Source organism: Pseudomonas sp. FJ2-5-13, from assembly GCF_029201605.1.
Lineage (GTDB): Bacteria > Pseudomonadota > Gammaproteobacteria > Pseudomonadales > Pseudomonadaceae > Aquipseudomonas > Aquipseudomonas lactis.
In genome coordinates this window covers 3694408-3718473 of sequence record NZ_CP104045.1, presented here as the reverse complement: position 1 = coordinate 3718473, position 24066 = coordinate 3694408, and the positions used below count along the sequence as shown (strand labels likewise).

At 62.2% G+C, this 24066-nt stretch carries 22 protein-coding genes; 14 read left to right on the top strand and 8 right to left on the bottom strand.

All coding sequences use genetic code 11. From position 1 onward, the window contains the following. Positions 1-18: 18 nt before the first annotated feature. Complete coding sequence (locus N2A98_RS16255; protein WP_044274621.1) at positions 19-2058, top strand: NADPH-dependent 2,4-dienoyl-CoA reductase; 2040 nt, start codon at positions 19-21, stop codon at positions 2056-2058. A 56-nt stretch (positions 2059-2114) separates the two neighbouring features. Next, positions 2115-3077, top strand: coding sequence for a pyridoxal-phosphate dependent enzyme (locus tag N2A98_RS16250; RefSeq protein ID WP_275622327.1), 963 nt, complete (start codon positions 2115-2117; stop codon positions 3075-3077). A gap of 620 nt (positions 3078-3697) precedes the next feature. Here the strand turns inward: N2A98_RS16250 and N2A98_RS16245 are convergent. The 3 genes from N2A98_RS16245 to N2A98_RS16235 form a co-directional block, all read right to left on the bottom strand. Beyond that, the gene (locus tag N2A98_RS16245; RefSeq protein ID WP_044274678.1) at positions 3698-4252 is read right to left on the bottom strand and encodes a cytochrome b; all 555 of its coding nucleotides are present in this window, start codon (positions 4250-4252) and stop codon (positions 3698-3700) included. Between the two features lie 114 nt (positions 4253-4366). Continuing rightward, complete coding sequence (gene phnX / locus N2A98_RS16240) at positions 4367-5194, bottom strand: phosphonoacetaldehyde hydrolase (RefSeq protein WP_069557973.1); 828 nt, start codon at positions 5192-5194, stop codon at positions 4367-4369. Between the two features lie 101 nt (positions 5195-5295). Then, complete coding sequence (locus N2A98_RS16235; protein WP_044274676.1) at positions 5296-6420, bottom strand: 2-aminoethylphosphonate--pyruvate transaminase; 1125 nt, start codon at positions 6418-6420, stop codon at positions 5296-5298. Positions 6421-6532: 112 nt separating this feature from the next. Between N2A98_RS16235 and N2A98_RS16230 the strand changes: the two genes are divergently transcribed. Continuing rightward, entirely contained in the window at positions 6533-7387 is an 855-nt protein-coding gene (locus N2A98_RS16230) for a LysR substrate-binding domain-containing protein (RefSeq protein ID WP_044274675.1), read from the top strand. On the opposite strand, the gene N2A98_RS16225 is transcribed toward N2A98_RS16230, so the two are convergent. Further along, positions 7363-8253: a LysR substrate-binding domain-containing protein gene (locus tag N2A98_RS16225; protein WP_032896540.1), complete on the bottom strand. Its 891-nt coding sequence runs from the start codon at positions 8251-8253 to the stop codon at positions 7363-7365. The two genes, N2A98_RS16230 and N2A98_RS16225, sit on opposite strands and share 25 nt — an antisense overlap. Positions 8254-8511: 258 nt before the next feature. Between N2A98_RS16225 and N2A98_RS16220 the strand changes: the two genes are divergently transcribed. Beyond that, positions 8512-9837 (top strand): MFS transporter, encoded by a 1326-nt coding sequence (locus N2A98_RS16220; RefSeq protein WP_032896542.1) that lies wholly within the window; start codon positions 8512-8514, stop codon positions 9835-9837. A 109-nt stretch (positions 9838-9946) separates the two neighbouring features. Continuing rightward, positions 9947-10651, top strand: coding sequence for a YebC/PmpR family DNA-binding transcriptional regulator (locus N2A98_RS16215; RefSeq protein WP_044274673.1), 705 nt, complete (start codon positions 9947-9949; stop codon positions 10649-10651). 122 nt (positions 10652-10773) lie between these two features. Here the strand turns inward: N2A98_RS16215 and N2A98_RS16210 are convergent, their stop codons facing one another. Next, positions 10774-12072, bottom strand: coding sequence for a protein kinase (locus N2A98_RS16210; protein WP_275622326.1), 1299 nt, complete (start codon positions 12070-12072; stop codon positions 10774-10776). 38 nt (positions 12073-12110) lie between these two features. Beyond that, on the bottom strand, positions 12111-13205 hold the full coding sequence (gene zapE, locus N2A98_RS16205) for a cell division protein ZapE (RefSeq protein WP_275622325.1): 1095 nt from the start codon (positions 13203-13205) through the stop codon (positions 12111-12113). A gap of 190 nt (positions 13206-13395) precedes the next feature. On the opposite strand from zapE, the gene N2A98_RS16200 reads away from it, so the two are divergent. The 7 genes from N2A98_RS16200 to N2A98_RS16170 all read left to right on the top strand — a co-directional run bounded on the left by N2A98_RS16200 (position 13396) and on the right by N2A98_RS16170 (position 19712). Continuing rightward, positions 13396-13887, top strand: coding sequence for a spore coat U domain-containing protein (locus N2A98_RS16200; protein ID WP_143480635.1), 492 nt, complete (start codon positions 13396-13398; stop codon positions 13885-13887). Continuing rightward, positions 13881-14426, top strand: a complete 546-nt coding sequence (locus N2A98_RS16195; RefSeq protein WP_044274670.1) for a spore coat protein U domain-containing protein — start codon at positions 13881-13883, stop codon at positions 14424-14426. Before N2A98_RS16200 ends, N2A98_RS16195 begins: the two co-directional genes overlap by 7 nt. Positions 14427-14444: 18 nt before the next feature. Then, complete coding sequence (locus N2A98_RS16190; RefSeq protein ID WP_003192220.1) at positions 14445-14987, top strand: spore coat protein U domain-containing protein; 543 nt, start codon at positions 14445-14447, stop codon at positions 14985-14987. Between the two features lie 2 nt (positions 14988-14989). Beyond that, positions 14990-15478 (top strand): spore coat U domain-containing protein, encoded by a 489-nt coding sequence (locus tag N2A98_RS16185; RefSeq protein ID WP_003192218.1) that lies wholly within the window; start codon positions 14990-14992, stop codon positions 15476-15478. Positions 15479-15504: 26 nt separating this feature from the next. Beyond that, positions 15505-16293, top strand: coding sequence for a molecular chaperone (locus N2A98_RS16180; RefSeq protein WP_056787933.1), 789 nt, complete (start codon positions 15505-15507; stop codon positions 16291-16293). A 72-nt stretch (positions 16294-16365) separates the two neighbouring features. After that, positions 16366-18714, top strand: a complete 2349-nt coding sequence (locus tag N2A98_RS16175) for a fimbria/pilus outer membrane usher protein (RefSeq protein ID WP_275623616.1) — start codon at positions 16366-16368, stop codon at positions 18712-18714. A 77-nt stretch (positions 18715-18791) separates the two neighbouring features. Beyond that, positions 18792-19712 (top strand): spore coat U domain-containing protein, encoded by a 921-nt coding sequence (locus N2A98_RS16170; protein WP_003192215.1) that lies wholly within the window; start codon positions 18792-18794, stop codon positions 19710-19712. On the opposite strand, the gene N2A98_RS16165 is transcribed toward N2A98_RS16170, so the two are convergent. Next, positions 19709-20446, bottom strand: coding sequence for an anti-sigma factor (locus tag N2A98_RS16165; RefSeq protein ID WP_044274668.1), 738 nt, complete (start codon positions 20444-20446; stop codon positions 19709-19711). The two genes, N2A98_RS16170 and N2A98_RS16165, sit on opposite strands and share 4 nt — an antisense overlap. Further along, positions 20443-20949 (bottom strand): sigma-70 family RNA polymerase sigma factor, encoded by a 507-nt coding sequence (locus tag N2A98_RS16160; protein WP_078803380.1) that lies wholly within the window; start codon positions 20947-20949, stop codon positions 20443-20445. Before N2A98_RS16160 ends, N2A98_RS16165 begins: the two co-directional genes overlap by 4 nt. 196 nt (positions 20950-21145) lie before the next feature. Between N2A98_RS16160 and N2A98_RS16155 the strand changes: the two genes are divergently transcribed. Beyond that, positions 21146-22753 (top strand): amino acid adenylation domain-containing protein, encoded by a 1608-nt coding sequence (locus N2A98_RS16155; RefSeq protein ID WP_275622324.1) that lies wholly within the window; start codon positions 21146-21148, stop codon positions 22751-22753. Continuing rightward, positions 22746-24032, top strand: coding sequence for a membrane protein (locus tag N2A98_RS16150; protein WP_044274665.1), 1287 nt, complete (start codon positions 22746-22748; stop codon positions 24030-24032). The genes N2A98_RS16155 and N2A98_RS16150 overlap by 8 nt, the downstream gene beginning before the upstream one ends. The last annotated feature ends 34 nt before the right edge of the window (positions 24033-24066 follow it).

The window sequence follows — 24066 nt, the reverse complement described above, 5'->3', positions numbered from 1 at the left end:
CCGTTGTGGAGCTGTACCATGACCGCTGCTGCCTACCCGCACCTGCTGGCCCCGTTGGACCTGGGTTTTACCACCTTGCGCAACCGTACCCTGATGGGCTCGATGCACACTGGCCTGGAAGAAAAGCCCGGCGGTTTCGAGCGCATGGCCGCTTACTTTGCCGAGCGCGCCCGTGGCGGCGTGGGCCTGATGGTCACCGGCGGCATTGGCCCCAATGATGAAGGCGGCGTGTATGCCGGTGCGGCCAAGCTGACCACCGAAGAAGAGGCGCGCAAGCACAAGATCGTCACCCAGGCCGTGCACGACGCGGGTGGCAAGATCTGCATGCAGATCCTTCACGCCGGGCGTTACGCCTACAGCCCCAAGCAGGTGGCGCCGAGCGCTATCCAGGCACCGATCAACCCGTTCAAGCCCAAGGAATTGGATGAAGAGGGCATCGAAAAGCAGATCCAGGATTTTGTCACCTGCTCGCTGCTGGCCCAGGTCGCCGAATACGACGGCGTCGAAATCATGGGTTCCGAAGGCTACTTCATCAACCAGTTCCTCGCCGCCCATACCAACCATCGCACCGACCGTTGGGGCGGCAGCTTTGAAAATCGGATGCGCCTGGCGGTTGAAATCGTGCGCCGTGTACGCGAAGCCGTAGGCCCGAACTTCATTATCATCTTCCGCCTGTCGATGCTCGACCTGGTGGAGGGCGGCAGTGTCTGGGAAGAGATCGTGCAGTTGGCCAAGGCCATCGAACAGGCCGGCGCGACGATCATCAACACCGGTATCGGCTGGCATGAAGCCCGTATCCCGACCATCGCCACCAAAGTGCCCCGCGGTGCGTTCAGTAAAGTCACGGCCAAATTGCGCGGTTCGGTACAGATTCCGCTGATCACCACCAACCGTATCAACACCCCGGAAATCGCCGAGCAGATCCTGGCTGAAGGCGACGCCGATATGGTCTCGATGGCGCGGCCGTTTCTGGCCGACCCCGAGTTCGTCAACAAGGCCGCCGCCGGGCGTGCCGATGAGATCAATACCTGCATTGGCTGCAACCAGGCCTGCCTGGACCACACCTTTGGCGGCAAGCTGACCACCTGCCTGGTCAACCCGCGGGCGTGCTACGAAACCGAACTCAATTACCTGCCGGTCAAGCAGATCAAAAAAGTCGCGGTGGTCGGCGCCGGCCCTGCGGGTCTGGCCGCTGCTACCGTGGCCGCCGAGCGCGGGCATCAGGTGACTTTGTTCGACTCCGCCAGCGAGATCGGCGGCCAGTTCAATATCGCCAAGCGCGTGCCGGGCAAGGAAGAGTTCTTCGAGACCCTGCGTTATTTCAAGCGCAAATTGCAGACCACCCACGTCGAGCTGTGCCTCAACACCCGTGTAGACGTTGCGCAACTGGTAGCGGGCGGTTATGACGAGGTGATCCTGGCCACCGGCATCGCACCGCGTACCCCGGCGATTCCGGGTGTCGACAACGCCAAGGTGTTGAGTTACCTGGATGTGATCCTTGAGCGCAAGCCGGTGGGCAAGCGCGTGGCGGTGATCGGCGCCGGAGGCATCGGCTTTGACGTGTCTGAATTCCTCGTGCACCAAGGCGTCTCCACCAGCCTGGATCGCGAGGCGTTCTGGAAAGAGTGGGGCATCGACACTCAGCTGCAAGCCCGTGGTGGCGTGGCCGGGATCAAACCCGAGCGCCATGCGCCGGCCCGTGAAGTGTTCCTGCTGCAACGCAAGGCTTCCAAGGTGGGCGATGGCCTGGGCAAGACCACGGGCTGGATCCACCGCACCGGCTTGAAGAACAAGCAGGTGCAGATGCTCAACAGTGTCGAGTACCTGAAGATCGACGATGAAGGCTTGCATATCCGCATCGGCGCCGAGGGCGAGCCGCAAGTCCTGGCGGTGGACAATATCGTCATCTGCGCCGGCCAGGACCCGCTGCGCGAATTGCACGACGGCCTGGTGGCTGCCGGCCAGAACGTGCACCTGATCGGCGGCGCCGATGTGGCGGCCGAACTGGACGCCAAGCGCGCCATCAACCAGGGCTCGCGCCTGGCTGCAGAGCTGTAATACGCCAAGAGGGGCGGTGTTAGACTACCGCCCCTTTTTCATTCAGATACCTGCCGATGGGCCCTTTCGATTGGCTGCCTCATGCGCCCCTTGAACCCTTGCACCTGGACTGGCTGAACGGAGTCGAGTTGGCCGTGCTGCGCCTGGACCGTATCGACCCGCTGATCAGCGGCAACAAGTGGTTCAAGCTCACCGAGCACCTGGCCCAGGCCCGACATGCTGGGGCCACGGGGGTGATCAGTCTCGGCGGTGCCTACTCCAACCATCTGCATGCACTGGCGGCGGCGGGCAAGCGCTTTGATTTCCCCACCGTCGGCCTGTTGCGCGGCCATCCTCAAGACACACCCACGGTTCTCGACCTCAAAGCACTTGGCATGCAACTGCATTGGCTCGGTTATGGCGGTTATCGGGCGCGGCATGAAGCGGGTTTCTGGCTGCCTTGGCGCGAGCAGTATCCTGGCTTTCATCCGATACCCGAAGGCGGCGGGGGGCTGGCTGGTGCTCGGGGCTGTGGCGTGTTGGTCGAGCAGGCGCGGGCGCAGTTGGGTAACCTCGGTTGGAGCGATTACGACGCCTGGTGGCTGGCGGCAGGTACCGGCACGACGGTGGCGGGGCTGGCGCTGGCGGAGGCGGGTGCGCATTGGGTGTATGGCGCTGTGGCGGTGCCGGATGACCACGGTGTGGCGCAGAACGTGAGTGCTATCGTGCGGGACGGTTATACAGTGCTGGACGCCTGTCGCGGTGGCTTTGCCAAGGTCGATCCGCTGTTGCTGGACTTCATTGAGCGCACCGAACAAGCGTGCGGCCTACCGCTGGAGCCGCTCTACACCGGCAAGGCGCTGTTGGCGTTGAAACAGCAGGTCGAGGCCGGACGCTTCACCCCCGGCACGCGCCTGATCTTCATCCACACCGGCGGCCTGCAAGGCCGCCGAGGCTTCAGCGACGGGCGCAAACCCCTTGTGGGAGCTGGCTTGCCTGTGAAAGCCATAGGTATCTACACAACTTCGGTACGACGCTGAACCTGTGGCGAGGGAGCTTGCTCCCGTGACGGCCTGACAGCCGACGCTGATCTGGCTGAGGCACGGCGATCCAAATGTGGGAGCTGGCTTGCCTGCGAAGGCGGCCTGACAGTCAACGCAGTTGGACCGTGTACATATCCATTGCTGCGGTAACGGCCACTTAGGGTTCCGCTCTGACAGCGGGTCACTTTTGGAAGGACCGGAATGCCGGCCCAGCCAAAAGTAACCAAAAGGTCCTCGCCCCACCACTCGGCACCTCGCTTAGGCTCGGTGTGCCCGTAATCCGCCAGTGATTTGGGGGGCCGCCGCCACGCGCCATCCATGGCGCGTGGCGGCTAAACCGGCATCCCTGCCGGTTTACCCCCAAATCACTGTCGAATTCCGGCCAGCGTGGTTTAACGGGGCGCCTGAGATCAAAAGCAGATCAAGATCAAGAGCGGCTCGCTTCGCATCGTGGTTAGCGTCTGCTGCTACAGCCTACAAAGTTGTATAGATACCTATGCTGCGAAAGCGGGAGTGCAGTAAGAGATACTGTGACTGACACACCGCCTTCGCGGGCAAGCCCGCTCCCACAGGGGAGTTGCGCTTAACTGATGGCCTAAGTTCAGTCCATGAATGGGTTAAAGCCTCCTTCCAGCCGGCATCATGCGCAGCGCCGTGTTATCGCGCATCACGTAGTGATGAAAGATCCCCGCCAACGCGTGCAGCCCAATCAGCCAGTAACCGACCTGGGCGAACAGCACATGCCAGCCTTCAATCTCTTTGGCCAGTGCCTTGTTCTCAGCGATCAATGGCGGCAATTCCATCCCATAAAACATCACCGAATGCCCTTTGGCACTGACGATCAACCAACCGGCAATCGGCAACCCGATCATCAACGCATACAGCGCCCAGTGCATCAGCTTCGCCAGCAGGCTCTGCCATGGCGGCGGTGCCGGCACGATCTTCGGCGCCACCCCCAGGCTGCGGGCAAACAGGCGCAGCCACACCAGCACAAACACGGTAAGGCCGAGCATAAAGTGCATTTCAACAATCAAGGTGCGCGCACCGCTGCCTTTGGGGAATTGGCCGCGCAGTTCAATGCAGGCGTAAACCACCGCCAGCAGCACCACCATCAACCAGTGCAACGCAATCGACATGGTGCTGTAGCGTGTATCGGAATTTTTCCACGGCATCGCTGTGTTCCTCACTCATCAGGGCATACCTCCATTCTTTAGCGATGGAGTGCATTAACTCTATGCCTGTTTTGAGCGCTGCGCTTGTTGCCAATGCCGTTGTCTTGACCTCGGTCAGTAGGCCTGCGGCATTTCCCCGCGGGCCAGGCGCTGGTTGATGTCGCTGATGACCCGCGGCAGGTCGGTAATGGTGTCGATCAGATAATGCGGGCGCGACCCTTCGAACATCGCTTCGATGCGCTGGCGCTCGCTGGCCAGTGTGTCGCTGTCCAGGACGCGGAACTGCTCGTAGGTAAGGCCCAGCGCGTTGCCCGAGCAGGTCAGGGCCACCGTCCACATGCCGGCACGTCGGCCTTCGAGAATGCCCGGCACGGTGTCATCGACCTTCACGCAGGCCGCCACATCATCGATGCCCAGGGCGATCACGTTGGCCAGCGCCTGGGCCGGCCATGGTCGGCCGTTGGGCACTTCGTCAGTGGCCACGACGTGGTCGGCGACGTAGCCGTTGGTGGCAGCCAGGGCCACGACCTTGTCCATCACCTGCTTGGGGTAGCCGGAGCAGGAACCGATCTTGATACCTTGGCCGCGCAGGGCGGCGATGGTGTCGAGGGCACCGGGGATCAGGGCCGAGTGTTCGGCGATCTTCTCGATCTGCAGCGGCATGAAGCGCTGGTAGATGGCGGTCACGTCGTCGTCGGTGGGCGTGCGGCCGAACGCCTGGCGGTAGCGTTCGGCAACCTGCGGCTGGTCGCAGAGGGTGCGGATATGGTCCCACTTGCCCATGCCCATCGGGCCACGGGCCTCCTCGATAGACACCTGCACGTCGAACTCGGCGAAGGCCTCGACAAAGATCTGCGTAGGGGCGAAGGAGCCAAAATCGACCACCGTGCCGGCCCAGTCGAGGATGACGGCCTGGAGGGTGTTGGGGTTTTGATAGTTCATGGTTCAGATCCTGTGGGGTAATAACATTCATCTATGTAGGAGCGAGCTTGCTCGCGAAAAACATCCAGGCACCGCGTTGACTCAGGATGCCCGCGCTATCGTTAACGTGCTTCGCGAGCAAGCTCGCTCCTACACATTTCTTGCAGCACCTCGGCGATGGCCTTGACCGCTGCGCGCATGCCATCGGCGTCGACATGGCCGATGCAGCCCACGCGGAAGGTTTCCACCTGGGTCAATTTGCCCGGGTACAGAATGAAGCCCTTGGCCTTGACCCGTTCGTAGAACGCTTTGAACTGGTAGCGCGGGTCGTCGGGGGCGTGGAAGGTGGCGATGATCGGCGCCTGGATCGCCGCCGGTAGAAAGCTGCGCAGGCCCAATTCGGCCATGCCGTCCAGCAATGCCTGGCAGTTATGCGCATAGCGCTGGTGACGGGCGGGCAGGCCGCCTTCCTCGGCGTATTGCAACAGTGCTTCATGCAGGGCGGCGACCACGTGGGTAGGCGGGGTGAAGCGCCATTGTCCGGTCTTGGCCATATAGCTGTGCTGGTCGAACAGGTCCATCGCCAGGGAATGGCAGTTGCCCTGGGCGGCGGCCAGCGCGGCTTTTTCGGCAAAGACAAAGCCCATGCCCGGTACGCCTTCCAGGCATTTGCCCGAGGCGGCGATCAGCGCGTCGAAGGGGACTTCGCGGGCATCAATCGGCAGCGCGCCGAAGGAACTCATGGCGTCGATGATCAGGCGCTTGCCGTGGCGTTTGACCACCTCGGCAATCTGCGCCAACGGGTTGAGAATACCGGTGCTGGTTTCGCAATGAATCAGCGCGACGTGGGTGATGGCGCTGTCGGCGTGTAACAGGCGATCCACATCGGCGGCAGTGGTGGGCTCGTCTTCGGCGGTTTCAAAGGTGCTGAATTCGCGGCCAAGCACCTCACAGATTTTCGCCAGGCGCTTGCCGTAGGCGCCGTTGATCAACACCAGCACCTTGCCATTGCGGGGGACCAAGGTGCCGATCGCAGCTTCGACGGCGAAGGTGCCGCTGCCTTGCAACGGCACGCAGTGGTGGCTGTCGGCGCCGTTGAGGATTGCCAGCAACTGCGTGCACACGCTGGCGGTGAGCTGGTTGAAGCGGTCGTCCCATGAGCCCCAGTCCACCATCATCGCCTGGCGGGTACGGTTCGATGTGGTGAGGGGGCCGGGGGTCAACAGGATCGGCGCGGCAGGGGTCATGTCAAATCCTCGCAAGGTGTCGGGGGTCAAGCTACGGCGCCTAAATTGCAGTTTGGCTTGTCATCAATCAAATTGTTTGTTGTTATGCGAGCTATCAGTGAGGCCGATAGCTATGAACCTGTTTCAACTGCGCGCATTCGATGCCGTGGCCCGTGAGGGCAGTTTTACCCGTGCGGCGGCTCGGCTGTTTATCAGCCAGCCGGCGGTGACCGGGCATATCAAGGCGCTTGAGGAGCACTACCAGATCCCTCTGTTGCGTCGCACCGCACGCCGGGTGGAGTTGACCGAGGAAGGCGCGCGCCTGGCGGCCATCACCCGCGCTATCTTCGGCTTGGTCGACGAGGCGCAAACCATGTTGGAGGCCAACCGCCAGTTGCTCACCGGGCGCCTGGAAGTGGCGGCGGATGGCCCTCACTTGGTCATGCCGATGATCGCCAGCCTGCGCGCACGCTACCCCGGCATTACCGTGAATCTGCGTTTGGGTAATGCTCAGGAAACTCTGGCGGCGCTGCTGTCCGAACATGCGGATGTGGCGGTGCTCACCGAGGTGGAACCGCGCAATGGCCTGCACTTGCAACCCTTGGACGAGTCACGGATTTGCGCCTTGGTGCCGGCCGCGCACCCGTGGGCCAAGCAGCGCGAGGGTATTGAACTGGCGCAGTTGCATGAGGTGATCATGGTGCTGCGCGAGCCCAGTTCCATCACCCGCCGTACCTTTGATGACGCGTGCCTGGCGGCGAATGTGCAACCCAAAGTGCTGTTGGAACTCGACAGTCGTGAAGCCGTGACCGAAGCGGTGGCGGCAGAGTTGGGGGTGGGTGTGGTGTCGTCGATGGAGGTCAGCCCGGACCCGCGTGTACAGGCGGTGCCGATCCTCGGCGATGGCCTGCTGAACCAGCACATGCTCGGCTGCATGGAGCGCCGCCGCTCGCTGCGCTTGATTCAGGCGTTTTTCGAGTTGGCGTGAAGGCTTTCACGTACGATCTCCAGGAAGGTCGCGACCACGCGGCGTGAACTCTGTTCTTTCAGGCACACCAGGGTTTCTTTCATGCGTTGGGTGCAATCGCGGATGGGCATGGCGTACACCCGCGCGTCGGCGCCGAACTCTGCCGCCGACACCACGCCGACGCCAATCCCGACCACCACAGCTTCGCGGGCGGCCTCGCGGCCTTCCACCTGGATGGCCGGGCGAATGCGCAGGCCGGCCTGGCGCATTTCCTGCTCCAGGGTCTGGCGGGTGACCGAGCCGGTTTCCCGCAGTACCAGCGGGGTGTCATCCAGATCGGCCAGGCAGATTGATTCGCGCCCGGCCCAGGCATGATCCCGTGCGACAAAAGCCAACAGTTGGTCGTCGGGCAGCGGCACTGACAACAGGCGCGCATCATCGACATCGCGCCCCAACAGCGCCAGGTCGGCCTGATAGTTGTAAAGACGCGACAGCGACTCGTCGGTATTGCCGGTTTCGATTTTCACGCTGATCCCAGGGTAGCGTTGGCAGAAGCGCGCGATCTGCGGCAATACGTGCACGGGCGCATCCACCGCCAGGGTGAGAGTTCCGGTGAGCAGGGCACGCGAATCCTGCAGCAATTCTTCGGCTTCGGCCTCGATCACAAACAGGCGTTGGGTAATGGCCAGCAGGCGTTCACCCAGATCGGTCAGGCGCACCGAACGCTTGTTGCGGTGAAACAGCAATACGCCGAAGCGCTCTTCCAGTTTGCGCACCTGGTCGGAAATCGCAGGTTGGGTCAGGAACAGGCGTTCGGCGGCCCCGGTAAAACTGCCGTGAATGGCCACCGCATGGAAGGCTTTGAGCTGGGCATGGGAAACCGACATGGCACATCCTCTTAAAAGCTGAACTTATATTTGAAATACGATAAATCGATTTTACCTATGAGTCAGCCATTGCTTTGATGCTCCTCAGTCGCCGTAGGTTGAGTCCTACAACCACGGCGATCATGGGCGCAGGCACACCGCACCCATCTGACCAATGCCGCGCTATTCAAGGCCCGGTATTGCAGTGCTCAACCATAAAAACAACAGGCGTTTTCTTTCGATTCTGCCGGCACACTCACACCTGAGGTCAGAACCACCATGAATATCCCTATGGGTAGCATCAAGCGTTGGCGCGTGCAGATTTTCGCGATTACCTGGCTGGCGTACGCCGCTTTCTATTTCACCCGCAAAGCCTTTTCGGTGGCAAAGCTGGGGATTGGCGACGACCCGAGTTTTACCCTCGACAAAATGACGATGGCCAACCTGGATGGCCTCTACCTCGCCGCGTATGCCGTGGGCCAGTTCACCTGGGGCATGCTTGCCGACCGCTTCGGGCCACGGGTGGTGGTGCTCGGTGGCTTGCTGATTTCTGCGGCTGCGGCGCTGGTGATGGGCACCTTTGCCACGTTGCCGATCTTTGTTACCTGCATGTTGATACAGGGCTTGGCCCAGTCCACTGGCTGGTCGGGGCTGTGCAAGAACCTCGGCAGTTTCTTCCCGGCCCAGCAGCGGGGACGGGTGCTGGGGCTGTGGAGTTCGTGTTATGCGTTTGGCGGGTTGGTTGCGTCACCGTTTGCCGGTTGGTGGGCTTATACGCTGATCGGCAGCTGGCATGCGGCATTTATTTCCAGTGCCGCAGTGGTGGCCGTGGTGGCCGTGCTGTTCTTTATGTTCCAGCGCAATACTCCACAGGATGTGGGTTTGCCGGCAGTCGAACCCGAGCCGGTGTTGAGTGCCGAGCAGTTGGCCGCCGAGCAGCGCGTCAGCGTACTCGAACCCCTGCGCGCGATCCTGCGCAATCGCACGGTATTGACCCTGGGACTGGCGTACTTCCTGCTCAAGCCGGCGCGCTATGCGATTCTGTTGTGGGGCCCGGTGATCGTCTACGAGCAGATGCCGTCGGTGGGCAAGGTCGGGGCCGCCATCGTGCCCACCGCGTTTGAGTTGGCCGGTTTGCTCGGGCCGGTGTTGATCGGCCTGGCCTCCGACAAGCTGTTCGGCGCGCGGCGCATGCCCGCCTGTGTGCTGAGCCTGTTGGCGCTGACGGTTGCCCTGGCGTTGTTTATGGGCGCGCTGCACACCGGCAGTGTGGTGCTGGTGATGACGTTGCTGTTTGTCATGGGGCTGACGCTGTATGGGCCGGACTCGATGATCAGCAGCACGGCGGCCATCGACTTCGGCACCGCCAAGGCCGGCGCTACCGCAGCGGGCTTTGTCAACGGCTGCGGTTCGGTGGGGGCGATCCTGGGTGGTTTGCTGCCAGGCTATTTCGATACCGTCACGGTTTTTATCGTGTTTGCCGGCGCGGCACTGTTTTCGTCGCTGGTGCTGATGCCCTACTGGAATGCCAGGCCCGCCGTACTGGCCCAGGCCGGGGATTTTGTACCGGACCGCAATGCAGTGATTAAACCCTTGCGCACCTGAGGGCCTTGGCCGGTTTTTTGGTGGAACGAAGCGTTCTCGCGCTATAAACTCTGCCCCCAAAGCGCCGGCCAGTAGACGTTTGGGCGCGATGGAAATAAGAGAGTGAGTCATGGGCGCACAGTGGAAAGTCAAACATAAAGAAGCGGCAGCCAATGCCAAGGGCAAGATTTTCGGCAAGCTGGTGAAAGAAATCACCATCGCCGCCCGCAACGGCGCCGATACCTCCACCAACGCGCACCTGCGCCTGGTGGTGGAACAGGCCAAAAAGGCCTCGATGCCCAAGGAGACCCTGGACCGCGCGATCAAGAAGGGCGCCGGTTTGCTCGGTGAAACCGTGCAATACCACCGCGTGACCTACGAAGGTTTCGCGCCGCACCAGGTACCTCTGATCGTCGAGTGCGTGACCGACAACATCAACCGCACCGTGGCGGAAATCCGCGTGGCCTTCCGCAAGGGCCAACTGGGCGCTTCCGGTTCGGTGGCGTGGGATTTCAACCATGTCGGCCTGATCGAAGCATCGCCGGACACCCCGGACGCCGATCCGGAAATGGCCGCCATCGAAGCAGGCGCCCAGGACTTTGAAGAGGGTGAAGAAGGCGCCACCTTGTTCATCACCGAAACCACCGACCTGGATGCCGTGCAGAAGGCCTTGCCGGAGCAGGGCTTCACCGTGCTGTCGGCCAAGCTGGGTTATATCTCCAAGAACCCGGTCAGCGGTTTGACCGATGAGCAGATGGCAGAAGTCGAGGCGTTCCTGGAAGGCCTGGACAACCATGATGATGTGCAGGATATGTTTGTCGGCCTGGCGGGCTGATGTTTATCTGAGTACACGCGGTCAACCTGTGGGAGCGGGCTTGCTCGCGAATGCGGTAGAACAGCCAATACATCTGTTGACTGTCACACCGCATTCGCGAGCAAGCCCGCTCCCACATTGGTTTAGTGGTGTTGCATAGATTCGAGCAAGACCTCAATTTCTTCAAAGCCCGGCCGCGCCAGCACATCCGGCTGGCAGCAGCGTTGTTGCAGTGCCTGCAAGCTTTCGTCACTGGCCTCAGCCCGCTCCAACAACTCCCCCAGCAACACCCCGAACGCGCGCACTTCAATACGCTGCAGCGCACGGGTTTCCAACGTGTCCGCCGTGGCATGGAAGGACGCCGCGCCAAAGTCTCCCAGCAAGCAATCACCCTCTGCGTTCCACAAAATATTGTGGCCATACAGGTCACCATGGGTAATGCCTTGGCGATGCAGGTGCGCCGCCACCGAAGCGATGCCCCGTGCCATGCGCAGTGCCACCTCCAGGCTGAAACGGGTGGTGGGTGCGTAGACATCCCGCGTGCACGACGCCAGGCTTGGCAGGGCCGCGAGGTTGCGGTAACTCGGGTCGATCAGGTCCATCACCAGGGCGGCCTGGTTGTCGGGGTGGCCGATGACGCGTCCTTCAACCTTGATCAGGTTGGGGTGCAGCCCGGCGGCGATGCAGGCTTGCATTTCATGCAGCGGTGAACCGTCGCTGGTGATGGTGCCCTTGTACAGCTTGACCGCAACCGGCAACGCCCGGGGTTTCCACAGCGCCTTGCGAATGATCCCCGAGGCACCTTCGCCCAGGACTTCGCCCATTTCCAGTTCCTGCCAGGCAATGTTCGGCGTCGCGTCATCACTGCTCACCTGCACGGCCATTTCCACCGGGTTGCCGGCGTAGGCCAGCCAGGTCAGGCTCGGCAGGGACAGCAGCCATTGCGGCAGTTGGGTGAGGCGGTTGGAGGCGATGCGGATCAACTCCAGGTTTTGGCATTGGGCCAGGCTTGGCGGCAGGTCGGTCAACTGGTTACCGGCCAGCATCAACTTTTGCAGCAAGGGACGTTGGCCCAGCTCATCGGGCAACTGGCTGATGCAGTTATCGGTGAGGATCAGCCAGCGCAACAGCGGCGGCAGGGCGGCGGCGGGTACCTGGCTGATCTGGTTGGCCTTGAAGCCGATCATGCTCAGCTTGGCGCACTGGCCCAGGCATTGCGGCAGTTCGGTAAAGGCGTTGTCCGAACAGAACAGCACGCGCAGGTGCGTCAGGCGGTGCAGGTCGTCGGGCAGGCTGCTCAGGGCGTTGCCGGTGAGGTTGAGGATTTCCAGCGAGTCGGCCAGATCGAAAATTTCCCGGGGGAACTCGGTCAGCCCGCAGGCCAGGTCCAGGCGCGTAGCGCCGGCCAATTGGCCAGCCTTGAGTTGGGCGAGGGTATTCATGCAGGGCGCGGTGCTCGGAAAGGGGGCGTAAAAGGCGCTCATGATAGCGGCTCGGGTGCGGTTTGCGGGCACAGGGTGTGCAATTGGCGCAGGCGACTGGCGGTGCGGGCGAGGTCGATGGCCTGGCCTTCCAGGCATGTATCCAGGGGCTGGTGGCCGATCAGCGTCAGTTGCTTGTCCTGGTCGTAGAGCACGTCTACCAGGTTGATAAAGCGCTGCTGCACGGCGATAGGGCATTCGGCCAACTGCGGCAGGCCGTCGATGATCCAGTGGTCGAAGTCCTGGCACAACAACAGGTAGTCCATGACCGCCGTGAGTTGTTCGCACAGGTCGTTGAAGGTGAACGCGATGGTTCGCGCCTGATGGCCTCGGCACTTTAACTGCCGAGTGCCGACCTTCAGGGTTTGCGCCGGGCAATCTGTGGCAGGCAGGCCCAGGCTTTCACGCTGGCCAGCCGTACCTGGCCAGACGTACTGGCCGCCCGTGAAGCGCTGTTGCGCGTGGGCCTGGGCCAGGCTGCGAAAGTCCTGGGGCGCACTGACTTCCAGCACCTCCATGCGCGCGGCGATCAGCTCGATCACCGGTTTGAAGCGTTCGTGGTACAGCGGGTTGGGCAGCAATCCTTCCGGCGGGTAGTTGGAAGTCACCAGCACCAGCACACCGCGCTGGAACAGGGCCTTGAACAAGCGGCTGATGAGCATCGCATCGCCGATATCGTGCACATGGAATTCGTCAAAACACAGCACTCGGCAGCCGGCCAGCAGCTCGTCCAGCGTGACGCCCAGGGCATCGTCATGCCCGCGGTGCAAGAACATGCCCTGGTGCAGCCGGGCGAAGAAGGTGTGGAAATGCACGCGCTGCTTCTCGGCGATGGGCAGCGCCTGGAAAAACCCGTCCAGCAGCCAGCTTTTGCCACGCCCCACCGGGCCATGCAGGTACAGGCTGCGCGTGGCCTGGCCGTTGAGCAGGTGCTGGGCCTCGCGATTCAGGGCGCTAATCGCCCGGATTTGCCCATCACTGAGGGTATAACCCTGTTGTTCGGCCTTTTGTTGAAAATATGCCGGGATAGGCGAGGCGTCCGAGGCGTCGGTTTTTTTACCCAGCAGGCGCTGGAGCAGGGCAAGCACGGCCAAGAATAAACACTCTGTATTGCGGTGGTCGCTCACTGTAAGACGCTCGATGCCATTTGACCAATAGCGAACGGCCCCAAGCCTTGCAAACTGGCACTTTCGGGTTAACTGGCTAACCTCATACACAGTTGTCACCCCTGTATAAGGAATTGGGGCTGTGAAGGGACCGGCGGTATTGGCAGTCATGGGCACGATGCTCTGCAACGCGGCGATTGCTGCGCAACTCCAGGTGCAGGTGCGTATCGACGTGCAACGGGGTTGCCAGTTGGTGGGCACCACCCGTAGTGCGGGCATCGAGCAACTTGGCGTATTGGATTTCGGCAGCGGCCCGCGTCTGGATGACCCGGCCGGCCCCCTGAGTGCGGCCCTGATCAGCCAGCGCCAGCCGCGCCTGGAATGTAACCCCGACACGCCTTACCAGGTGCGCGTTGACGGCGGCCTGCATGGCGGTGTGGGCGAAGTGCGTTATCTCGCCACTGCGACGCCCTCCAGCCGGCCCATCCCCTATCGCATCTATGCCGACGCCGCGCGGCTGATCCCCTTGCCGGTGGACGTGCCCGTCAGTGGCCGCGTGCCGGACACCGGCTCTGTGGAGCTGCCGCTGTATGGGCGCATCGAACCGCTCAAGGACATCCCTGCCGTCGGCCGTTATTCCGACCTGCTCAAGGTCACGGTCACATGGTAAGCCGCTACCTGGCCGTGACGGCCCTGGGCGGCCTGCTGTTGCTGGCGGATGACGCGCAGGCGGCGGTGGTCAACGGCCAGGTCCACGCACGGTTGGTGATCACCGCCAGTTGCGAAGTGAGCAAGGGCGTGGAAACCGCGCCGGTCACCCCCGAAGGCGGCACCGCGCTGTTGGACTTTGGCAGCCAGGGGCCGACCTGGAACGAGACCTTGGACGCGGCGATTTCCGATGGCGACAAGGCGCCGCTTTCGGTGTCCTGCAACCCCTCGGTGGTCAGCAGTTTCACGGTGACCATCGACGGCGGCGCCAACGGCGACGGCACCACACGGCGCCTGAGCAATGGCCGCCAGACCATTCCCTATCGACTCTCGGCCGACCCCCAGGGGCGCAGTGCCTACAGCATCGGCCAGCAACGCAATTTCGTCGTGACCCAGGGCACCCAGGTACCAATCCCGGTATTCGGCTCCGTGGTGGCGAATACCAGGGCCCTACCGGCCGGCATCTACACAGACACCCTGACGGTGACTCTGGATTGGTAAACCATGAGGATGGATATCATGCATGTACTTGTATCGCGAATCGGCCTCTGCGCCCTGGGCCTGGGGCTGGCGTCCAGCCTGAACGCGGCGACCACGGTGACCGGGCAGATCAGCTCCAGCCTGACTTTGATCGCCAGTTGCCAGGTCAACGGCTCCGGAGCGGCCACCGGGCTGAATTTCGGTAGCTTGAATTTCGGCACCACCAACAGCCTGTTTACCAATGCCGACGCCCAGTTGCTCGGCGGCACCGGTACCGGCGGCGCGTTGTCGATCCTGTGTTCGGCTGGCACCGCGCCAACGATCAAGGTGCGTGCAGGCGCCCACGATGGCGCTTCCCCCGGTGGTACCCGAGCGCTGGCCGATGGCGTGGGTAACTTCGTGCCCTACGATTTTTACACCGACAGTGGGCGTTCCGCGCTGTTGGCAATTGACGGCGTGGTGACACTCGCCACCAGTACCGGCGTGGCGCAGACCGTCAACCTTTACGGTCGGGCGGTGGGCAAAGCGGGGCTGCCAGCGGGCACCTACACCGACACGGTGGCCGTGGAACTGACGTTCTAACGATGTGGCCCAGGGTGTTGCTCGCCATCGGCCTGGCGATGCCGTTGCCGCTGTCGGCGGTGGTCAACCAGAGCTTCCAGGTGAGCGCGACCATCACGCCAGGTTGCCTGATCGTGGGCGGCGGCTCCAACTACGGCACGTTGGCCTACGGCAGCTATTCGGCCCTGGCCACCAGCACGGTGACGGCGGCCCTCACTGGCGGTGTAACCCTGCAATGCACGCCGGGCGTGGCCCTGAGCATGAGCGTCGATGGCGGCCTGCACAGCAGCACCGGGCGCAACTTGCAGCTCAACAGTGGCAGCGCGCGAGTGGCATACCAATTGTTTCGCGATGCGGCGTTCAGCCAGAGCCTGGGTATCAGCCAGAGCGTGAGCGTGACGTACAGCGATGCGAGCAACATCAGCCTGCCGATTTACGGGCGGGTGGTTTTACCGGGCAATCAGCCTGGGGGAACGTACAGCGACACGCTGCAGGTGCAGCTGACGTGGTAGGGCTAACGGTTTTAAGGAGGGGTGTTATGGGGTGTGCTTTGCGACGGTTATGGACAGCGGGTTTCGCTTTGGGGGCGTTGTGCTCCGCCGGTTTTGTACAGGCGGCCAGTTCGGTGCTGATCTGGCCCATCGACCCAGTGCTGGAGGCCGACCAACAGGCCAGCGCGCTGTGGCTGGAGAACCGTGGCACCGAGACCGCCAACCTGCAGATCCGCGTGTTTGCCTGGAGCCAGAATGGCTTTGACGAGCAGTACCAGAACCAGCGCGATGTGATCGGCAGCCCGCCGGTGGCCAAAATCGAGCCGGGCCAGAAGCAACTGGTGCGCCTGACCCGCACCCGGGAAGTGCCGCCGGGGCAGGAGTTGGCCTATCGCATCATCATTGACGAAATCCCCTCGGCGCTGCAGGTGCCCACGCCGCCGGAGGGCAAGAACACAGCGGCGGCGATTCGCTTCCAGATGCGTTATTCGGTGCCGTTGTTTGCCTACGGCGCCGGCTTGTGGAGCAAGGACGACGCTACCCGCCAGCGCGACCCCAAGGGCGCGGGCAAGCCGCAGTTGAGCTGGCAAAAGGTCAACGTGGCAGGGCGCAACTACATCGAGGTGCGCAACCAGGGCGCCGTGCATGCGCGGCTCACCGATGCATCATTCAAACAGGGCGGGCAGACGCGGCCGTTGGTGGACGGTTTGCTCGGCTATGTGCTGCCGGGCGCGAGCATGCGTTGGCCGGTGCCGGATGCCGTATCGGCCGACCAGCCGTTGCAGGTACGCGTCAACGGCGCGCCGCAACTGGAGAGCCTGGCGCCCAAGCGATAGCCGTTATGTAGCGCAACGGGCACGCGCCCGGGTTTTAACAGGATGGAGATGTCCATTGAAGGACACAACGCCATGGTGAGTCGTGGTTGGGCTCGGGTTTTATGGCCGTCGGTGGCAGTAGCAAGCGGGCTGTGGGGCGCAGCGATGGCAGGCGACTTGCCGCCGCCGCCCGGCAGCATGGAGGCAGTTGCCAATGCACAGCTGTTTCTGGAACTGGTGGTCAACCAGATGGACACCGGCCGCGTCATTGCGGTCGAGCAGCGCGCTGGCCAGTTGTTTGTGCCGGCCAGTGCGTTGCAGGACGTGGGCATGAAACTGCCCGGTGAGCCGGTCGGCAGCGTAGCCCTGGACCAACTGCCGGGCCTGCACAGCGACTACGACAGCAACGGCCAGCGCCTGTTGCTGGATGTGCCGCCCTCGTGGTTGCAGGAACAGTTCATCGGCAACCGCAATACCTATCCGCGCACCCAGGCCATGAGCAGCTTCGGCGCCTTGCTCAACTATGACGTGTATTTCAATGATACCGACGACGGCGGCAGTTACCTCGCGGCCTGGAACGAAGTGCGGCTGTTCGACACCTGGGGCACCTTGTCCACCACCGGGCAACTGCGCCAGACCCTGTCCGATGGAATCAGCGGCAGCACCCTCAACAATGGTTACCGACGTTACGACACCACCTGGCGTTTTTCCGATGATGAGCGCCTGCTGACCTACGAGGCCGGCGACGTGATCAGCGGTGCGCTGCCCTGGAGCAGTTCGGTGCGCCTGGGCGGGGTGCAACTGTCTCGGGATTTTGCCGTGCGCCCCGACCTAGTCACGTACCCCTTACCGCAATTCGCCGGTGAGGCGGCGGTGCCGTCGTCGGTGGACCTGTTTATCAACGGCTACAAATCAGACACCGCGCAACTGCAACCCGGCCCCTACACCTTGACCAACATCCCGTTCATCAACGGTGCCGGCGAGGCCGTGGTGGTCACCACCGATGCCCTGGGCCGCCAGGTGTCGACCACGGTACCGTTCTACGTCACCAGCACCTTGCTGCAACAAGGCTTGACGGATTTTTCGCTGGCCGCCGGTACCTTGCGCCGTGACTACACCCTGCGGGATTTCGGCTACGGCCCGGGCGTGGCCAGTGGCACGTTCCGCTATGGATATTCCGATAACCTGACCCTGGAGAGCCACGCCGAAGCCTCCAGCGACCTGACCCTCGGCGGGCTCGGCGGTAACCTGCGCCTGGGCAACTTCGGCGTGCTCAATACCGCCCTCAGCCAGAGCCAGTTCGACAGCCGCACGGGCCAGCAACTGAGCCTCGGTTACCAGTACAACAGCACGCGCTACAGCTTTATGTACCAACGGGTGGAGCGCCGCGACGACTACGCCGACCTGACCCTGGTCGATACCCCTTACGCCAGCCTCAGCAAGCGCAGCGAGCAGGTGACCCTGAGCCTCAATCTCCAACGTTTCGGCAGCCTGGGCTTGGGCTATTTCGACGTGCAGGCCGCGGACGACTCGCGCACACGCCTGCTTAACCTGAGTTGGAGCAAACCGCTGTGGCGCAACACCAGCTTTTATCTGTCGGCCAACCGCGAAATCGGCGACAGCAACTGGGCCATGCAGGCGCAACTGGTCATCCCGTTCGACCTCAACGCCAGCCTGGCCTTGAGCGCCGAGCGCAGCAAGGACGGCGCCAGTCGCCAGCGCATCAACTACAGCCGCGCGGTGCCCAGCGAAGGCGGGGTGGGCTACAACCTCGGCTATGCCCAGGGCGATGCCCCCAGCTATCGGCAGGCCGACCTGACCTGGCGCTTGCAGTCGGTGCAGTTGCAGGCTGGTGTGTACGGCAGCAGCGAGGCCATGACGCGTTGGGCGGACGCCAGCGGCTCGCTGGTATGGATGGGCGGCGAAACCTTTGCCGCCAACCGTATCAATGACGCGTTTGTGGTGGTGAGCACCCAGGGTTTCGCCGGCATTCCGGTGCGCTACGAAAACCAGCTGGTGGGCCAGACCGACCGCAACGGCCATTTGCTGGTGCCGTGGAGCAGTGCCTATTACCGCGGCAAATACGAGATCGACCCGTTGAACCTGCCGGCGAATGTGCAAAGCCCCAATGTGGAACAGCGCGTGTCGGTACGCCGGGGCAGTGGTTACTTGCTGGAATTCCCCCTGCGCCGGGTGCTCGCCGCAAGCATCACCCTGGTGGACCGCCAGCACCAGGAATTGGCGCTGGGCAGCCTGGTAATGCACGAGCAAAGCAACACTCAGGCGGTGGTCGGCTGGGATGGCCTGGTGTATCTGGAAAACCTCAGCGCCCATAACACCTTGCAGGTCACGCTCGGTGAGGGCCGCATCTGCCAGGCAACCTTCGATATTGATGAGCAGCAACAGGATGTGCCCTTGATCGGGCCGTTAGTGTGCCAATGAGGGATTGAACAGGGAGTGTTCAGGTGAGGGGCAGCGTAGGGCTATATGGCGTAGGTTTGTTGTTTTGCGGGCAGGCCATGGCGGCGTGTTCGGTGGTGTCCACCGTGCCGGCCAGTTTTGGTTCGATCAGTTCGATGACGGTGCGCACCGCCGCGCAAACCAGCTCTACGGCCAACTCAGGGTTGAGTTGCACCTCGGCGCTGATATCGCTGCTGGTGTCCACCGACCACTTTTACGCCACGATCACCTCGCCCCAGACCGGTTTGGTCGGGCCGACCGGTGATGTGATCAGCTACACGATTTATGGCAATAACAGCACCAGCTATCCCATCACCCGTGGCAGCCAATTCGATTTCGGCGGCGCTGGCGGCATCGCCCAGAGCATCGGCCTGATCGCCGGGCCCGGCGCGAAAACTGTGCCGTTGTACCTGAGCAGCATCACTGGCAGCAACGTCGCCGCCGGGGTGTACACCGAGACATTGAGCATCGCCTGGGTGTGGAATTATTGCTCGGGGATCGGCCTTGGCGGCATTTGCCTGGGACGTGACATTGGCAGCGGCACGGCGTCCCTGACCGTCAACATGACCGTGACCAATGACTGCCAGATCACTGCCCCGAATATCAGCTTTGGCAGCGCGCCGGTGGTCAGTGGGTTTACTGCGGTGACCGGGCAGACCATCAACATCGCCTGCACCAAGGGCAGCGCCTATACCGTGGGCTTGAGCGATGGACAGAACCCGGTGAGTGTCGGCGGCCGGCGGCGCATGATTTCCGGCAGCAACTACCTGGCCTATGACATTTTCCAAAGCGCCGGCACCACACGTTGGGGCAGCGTCGGCGCGGCACGGCGGGCCAGTTCCACGGCCGAGGTCAACCCTGGCAACGGGTTGGGCGTCGGTAGCCAGGTGTACAACTACAACGCCAAGGTCTACACCGACCAGCCCACGCCGCCGGCTGGCACCTATCTGGATAATGTGGTGTTGGACGTCGGTTTTTAGAATGGCGTCTGCAGCGCGGCGGCCTGGTCTACCGGGCTGACCATTGCATAGTTGTAGCCGCCGCCCGACCAATAGTCGGCCTGCAAGCCATCGGCACTGCGGCTGCCGCGAGGCAGGAAACCGTTGTTCGGGCCCGGCGGGCGGATGTAGAAGCTGATGCGCCGGCCTTGGGCGTCCTGGTACAGCACCATGGCCGCCGCGCCTTGGTCGGTGGTGAGCAGGCGCCCGCTGACCGGCTTGAAACCGGCTTGGCTGAGGTCGGGCAGGCGATGGGCCTGGTTGAAATAACGGTCGAGCCAGGCCTGCATGGTGCTGCGGTCCTGGGCGTTGTAGTCGGCGGGCATGATGCCGTCCTGGGCAAACAGGCGGTAGGCCTGCATGGCGTCGGTCATCGGCAGCAGCGGCGGCTGGGTGGCTTCGCGGGCGTGCCAACCGCCAAACCCGCCGAGGCTCACGGCGATCAGCAACAACGCCGCCGTGGCCAAGTGCCGACGGGACTGTTTCTTGATGCGCTGGCGAATCAGAGCCGGGTCTAATGCCGGGTTGTGCGGCTGTTGCAGGGCGCCGCTCAGCGACGCACGCAGCAACTGTGCATCCTGTTGCCAGGCCTGTACCTGGGCCGCCACTTCGGGGTGGCTGGCCAGCCAGGTTTCAAGCACACGGCGATCGCTGTCCAGCAATTGGTGATCGACGTAGGCGTGTAAATCGCGTTCGCTGGGGGGCAGGCTGATCATTTGAGTCTCCGCAGGGAAGGGCCGGTCATTTCGCCATCGCTGAGTTGACGCAACGCTTGGCGCGCGCGGGACAGGCGTGACATCACGGTACCGATGGGCACCTTGAGAATCTCGGCCACCTCCCTGTAGCTCAAGCCTTCGACAGACACCCACAGCAACAGGGCGCGCTGTTCGGTGTTCAGTTGGTCGAAGGCTTGCAGGGTGGATTGGGCCAGCACCGTGCGTTCTACCGAAGGTTGCACGTCATCGCGGCCGGTGAAGAATTCGAGCATGCGCGCATAGCGGCGGTTGCGGCGGTGGGCGTCGAGGAACTGGCGGTAGAGGATTGAAAACAGCCACGCACGCAGGTCGCCCTCGATACGTTTATCGGCCCAGGCGACGATGGCGCGCTCCAGGGTCGATTGCACCAGGTCATCGGCGCTGCTGCTATTGCGCGTCAGGGACACGGCAAAACGCCGCAACCTGGGGATGAGTTCACGTAACTGTTCGTCGAGTTCATGCATGGGATGAGTCTACTCACTTGTGTTGAGGTAGACGTCGGTCTGTGTAGGTTATTCCATGAGCTGTGCAAAGAAACTTCCCCAGGTATGAGTGGGAAGCTTCTGCATAGCTTGAGAGTCTGTAATCTCGTGCGGCGTCCTCTATCCACCCTTGTATCTGTCGGTATTCAGCCGGCAGGCCAACAGAGAGAGGGTGCTCATGACGTATTCACCGAGCGTTAAACAGTTTTTTTCCAACGCCTCGCTGGCTCATTTGCCTGCCGCGCAGCGAGTTCTATTTGAGCAATGGGGATGCGGCCCTTCAGCGCTGACCGCCTACGCCAACGTACACCACGCCATCGAAGCACAAGCGAAGTTGGCGCCACACGCCACAGCGGCGGTGTGCGCGGGCCAACGTATCAGCTATGAACAGCTCAACCGACAAGCCAACCGTTTGGCTGTGTACCTGCTTGCAAAGGGTGTGAAGCGGGGTGACACGGTGGGGTTGTTCGTCGAACGTTCAATTCCCATGCTGGTCGGGCTTCTGGCGGTGTTGAAGGTGGGGGCCGCGTATGTGCCACAGGACGCCAGAATCGTGCCTACCCTGCAGTTGGGCATGGTTCTGGAGTCGTTGTCCAGTCCGGTCATTCTGACGTTGTCGAACTTGCTGGAGCACATTCCGGCAGACGCGGCCTCCCGCTGCTTGTGTCTGGACACGTTCATTGCGCAAACCCCTTGGGTGGCTGAGAACAATGATGGCGTGTCCGCCGAGGTCAATCCCGATGGCCTGTGCTTTGTGCTGTTCACATCCGGAACCACTGGGCGTCCCAACGGCGTGTGTGTCAGCCACCGCAACGTGTGCAACATTCTGTTGACCCAACCTGGGCAGATGGGAATGGCGCCGGGTCGCACTGTTGGGCAGATTCTCAATATCGGTTTTGATATGGCTGCCTGGGAAATACTCGGTTGCCTGGCGCATGGCGCGACCTTACTGATTCGCGGCAAAGATATCGCGCAGACAGCGGCCCAGTGCAACGTGTTGATCGCAACGCCATCGATACTGGCCACCCTGGACCCTTTGCAATGTCCCGACCTCAAGTACGTTGCGGTGGCCGGAGAGGCCTGTTCCCAAGCGCTTGCAGACCGTTGGGCCGAACACTGTACGTTCTACAACGGGTGCGGGCCCACCGAAACCACCATCGTTAACACCTTGCACCTGCACGTACCAGGCACGCCATTGACTATCGGCAGGCCAACACCGAACAACACCGTCTATGTGCTCGATTACCAGGGGCGTGCCTGCGCGATAGGCGAGATGGGTGAGATGTGGGCCGGTGGTACGGGGGTAACGGCGGGCTATCTGAACAACAAGGCATTGACGTTGGACCGGTACCGACCGGATCCCTTTCGCGGCGGCGATGCGGTGATGTTTCGTACGCGAGACCTTGGGCGCTGGGTAGCTGACGGCCGACTCGAACATTTAGGTCGTGTGGATGACCAGGTGAAGGTTCGCGGTTTTCGCGTAGAGCTGGACGCGGTGTCGGCAGCTTTGGAGGCCGGTGCGCACTGCATGCGCGCGGTCACGTTGAAGCTGGACAATCGTACGTTGGTGGCCTTTGTCTCCCCAGCCAACGCTGACATAGAGGCTTGCCGGTTGGCCTGTCAACAGCGCCTGGCCTACTACTGCGTGCCGCAGTTCATCTACGCGGTGGAGGATTTTCCCCTGACCGCCAGGGGCAAGATCGACAAGGCACTGTTGCTGCAAGTGGCCCGAGAGTCGCAGGTGGCGGCGCAAGCGGTTTTGACCCAGGAGCCTGGTCATGATTGATGCGCTGACCCGTACCGTTGTGCCGCCCAAGCCAGCGCTTTGGCGACGCTGGGCTTCACTGCCGATGTTTTCTTATTACAACCGCCTGGCTTCAGGGGTTTTGATTGGCAACGCTGTGTTTGTGCTGTTGGCTCTGGACCTGCAAGCCATTGCGGTGCAGACGCTGTCGGACATGGTGCTGATTAACCTGTCGATCGCCATCCTGATTCGCCAGCAATACCTGATCAATGGCCTGTTTTGGCTGGCGACGCGGATACCGCGTACATGGCCGCTCGGTGTGCGGCGAAGCGCAGCCAAGGTGTACCACTTCGGCGGGCTGCACAGCGGCGCAGCCTTGGCGGCCACGGGATGGTTTGCGGGCTTGGTCGGTGTGCAGGTCACGCAGTATCTGCAGCAACCGGACAGTGTTTCGGCAGGTTCGCTCGGGGTCAGCGTTTTGCTGCTCAGCGTGTTGCTGTTCATGGTGGTTATGGCTCAACCACGTATTCGAAGCCGCTTTCACAACGGGTTTGAACGGGTTCATCGGTTTGCCGGTTGGAGCGCGTTGCTGTTGTTCTGGTGGCAAACGTTATCGACCACATCGAACCTGTTGCACAGCCTTTCGTTCTGGATGCTGGTCCTGCTGACCCTGAGCATCCTGCTGCCCTGGTTGCGGCTGCGCAAGGTTGCCGTTGAACACACGCGGCCGTCCACACATGCCGTGATTACGCGCTTGAGCCACACCTCGCCATTCGCCGGCTCATCCAGCGCAATCAGTCGCAGCCCGCTGTTGGAATGGCACTCCTTTGCCAATATTTGCGCGCCAGGCGAGGCGGGGTTTCGCCTGATCATTTCCCGCGCAGGCGATTGGACCGGGGAGTTTATCGAGGACTTGCCCCGCTACGTATGGGTCAAGGGCATTACCACCGCCGGCGTTGCCAATGTAGAAACCCTGTTCAGGTCTGTGGTGTACATCGCCACAGGCAGCGGGATTGGGCCTGTCATGCCGCATTTGCTCGCAGCGAAGGTTCCTATTCAATTGATCTGGTCCACGCGTAGCCCGAGGAAGACCTACGGCGATGAACTGGTGGAGGAGATTCTGCGGGCCCAGCCACATGCAGTGATCTGGGACACCGATGAGCGCGGTAAGCCTGACCTGGTGCAGTTGGCCTATGGTGCGGTGCAAGCCTGCGGTGCCGAAGCGGTGATTTGTATTGCCAACCAGGCGCTGACTCAACGCGTGGTGCAAGAGTTGGAAGCGCGCGGAATACCCGCCCAGGGTGCCATCTGGGATTCCTGAGACAGCCTGAAGTGTGAGCGATATCAATCAAATC

What these genes read in the sequence shown, in the direction of transcription:
- N2A98_RS16255 (WP_044274621.1), top strand. Translation starts at nt 19, where the DNA reads ATGACCGCTGCTGCCTACCCGCACCTGCTGGCCCCGTTGGACCTGGGT.
- N2A98_RS16250 (WP_275622327.1), top strand. Translation starts at nt 2,115, where the DNA reads ATGGGCCCTTTCGATTGGCTGCCTCATGCGCCCCTTGAACCCTTGCAC.
- N2A98_RS16245 (WP_044274678.1), bottom strand. Translation starts at nt 4,252, where the DNA reads ATGCCGTGGAAAAATTCCGATACACGCTACAGCACCATGTCGATTGCG.
- phnX (WP_069557973.1), bottom strand. Translation starts at nt 5,194, where the DNA reads ATGAACTATCAAAACCCCAACACCCTCCAGGCCGTCATCCTCGACTGG.
- N2A98_RS16235 (WP_044274676.1), bottom strand. Translation starts at nt 6,420, where the DNA reads ATGACCCCTGCCGCGCCGATCCTGTTGACCCCCGGCCCCCTCACCACA.
- N2A98_RS16230 (WP_044274675.1), top strand. Translation starts at nt 6,533, where the DNA reads ATGAACCTGTTTCAACTGCGCGCATTCGATGCCGTGGCCCGTGAGGGC.
- N2A98_RS16225 (WP_032896540.1), bottom strand. Translation starts at nt 8,253, where the DNA reads ATGTCGGTTTCCCATGCCCAGCTCAAAGCCTTCCATGCGGTGGCCATT.
- N2A98_RS16220 (WP_032896542.1), top strand. Translation starts at nt 8,512, where the DNA reads ATGAATATCCCTATGGGTAGCATCAAGCGTTGGCGCGTGCAGATTTTC.
- N2A98_RS16215 (WP_044274673.1), top strand. Translation starts at nt 9,947, where the DNA reads ATGGGCGCACAGTGGAAAGTCAAACATAAAGAAGCGGCAGCCAATGCC.
- N2A98_RS16210 (WP_275622326.1), bottom strand. Translation starts at nt 12,072, where the DNA reads ATGAATACCCTCGCCCAACTCAAGGCTGGCCAATTGGCCGGCGCTACG.
- N2A98_RS16200 (WP_143480635.1), top strand. Translation starts at nt 13,396, where the DNA reads ATGCTCTGCAACGCGGCGATTGCTGCGCAACTCCAGGTGCAGGTGCGT.
- N2A98_RS16195 (WP_044274670.1), top strand. Translation starts at nt 13,881, where the DNA reads ATGGTAAGCCGCTACCTGGCCGTGACGGCCCTGGGCGGCCTGCTGTTG.
- N2A98_RS16190 (WP_003192220.1), top strand. Translation starts at nt 14,445, where the DNA reads ATGCATGTACTTGTATCGCGAATCGGCCTCTGCGCCCTGGGCCTGGGG.
- N2A98_RS16185 (WP_003192218.1), top strand. Translation starts at nt 14,990, where the DNA reads ATGTGGCCCAGGGTGTTGCTCGCCATCGGCCTGGCGATGCCGTTGCCG.
- N2A98_RS16180 (WP_056787933.1), top strand. Translation starts at nt 15,505, where the DNA reads ATGGGGTGTGCTTTGCGACGGTTATGGACAGCGGGTTTCGCTTTGGGG.
- N2A98_RS16175 (WP_275623616.1), top strand. Translation starts at nt 16,366, where the DNA reads ATGGTGAGTCGTGGTTGGGCTCGGGTTTTATGGCCGTCGGTGGCAGTA.
- N2A98_RS16170 (WP_003192215.1), top strand. Translation starts at nt 18,792, where the DNA reads ATGGCGGCGTGTTCGGTGGTGTCCACCGTGCCGGCCAGTTTTGGTTCG.
- N2A98_RS16165 (WP_044274668.1), bottom strand. Translation starts at nt 20,446, where the DNA reads ATGATCAGCCTGCCCCCCAGCGAACGCGATTTACACGCCTACGTCGAT.
- N2A98_RS16160 (WP_078803380.1), bottom strand. Translation starts at nt 20,949, where the DNA reads ATGCATGAACTCGACGAACAGTTACGTGAACTCATCCCCAGGTTGCGG.
- N2A98_RS16155 (WP_275622324.1), top strand. Translation starts at nt 21,146, where the DNA reads ATGACGTATTCACCGAGCGTTAAACAGTTTTTTTCCAACGCCTCGCTG.
- N2A98_RS16150 (WP_044274665.1), top strand. Translation starts at nt 22,746, where the DNA reads ATGATTGATGCGCTGACCCGTACCGTTGTGCCGCCCAAGCCAGCGCTT.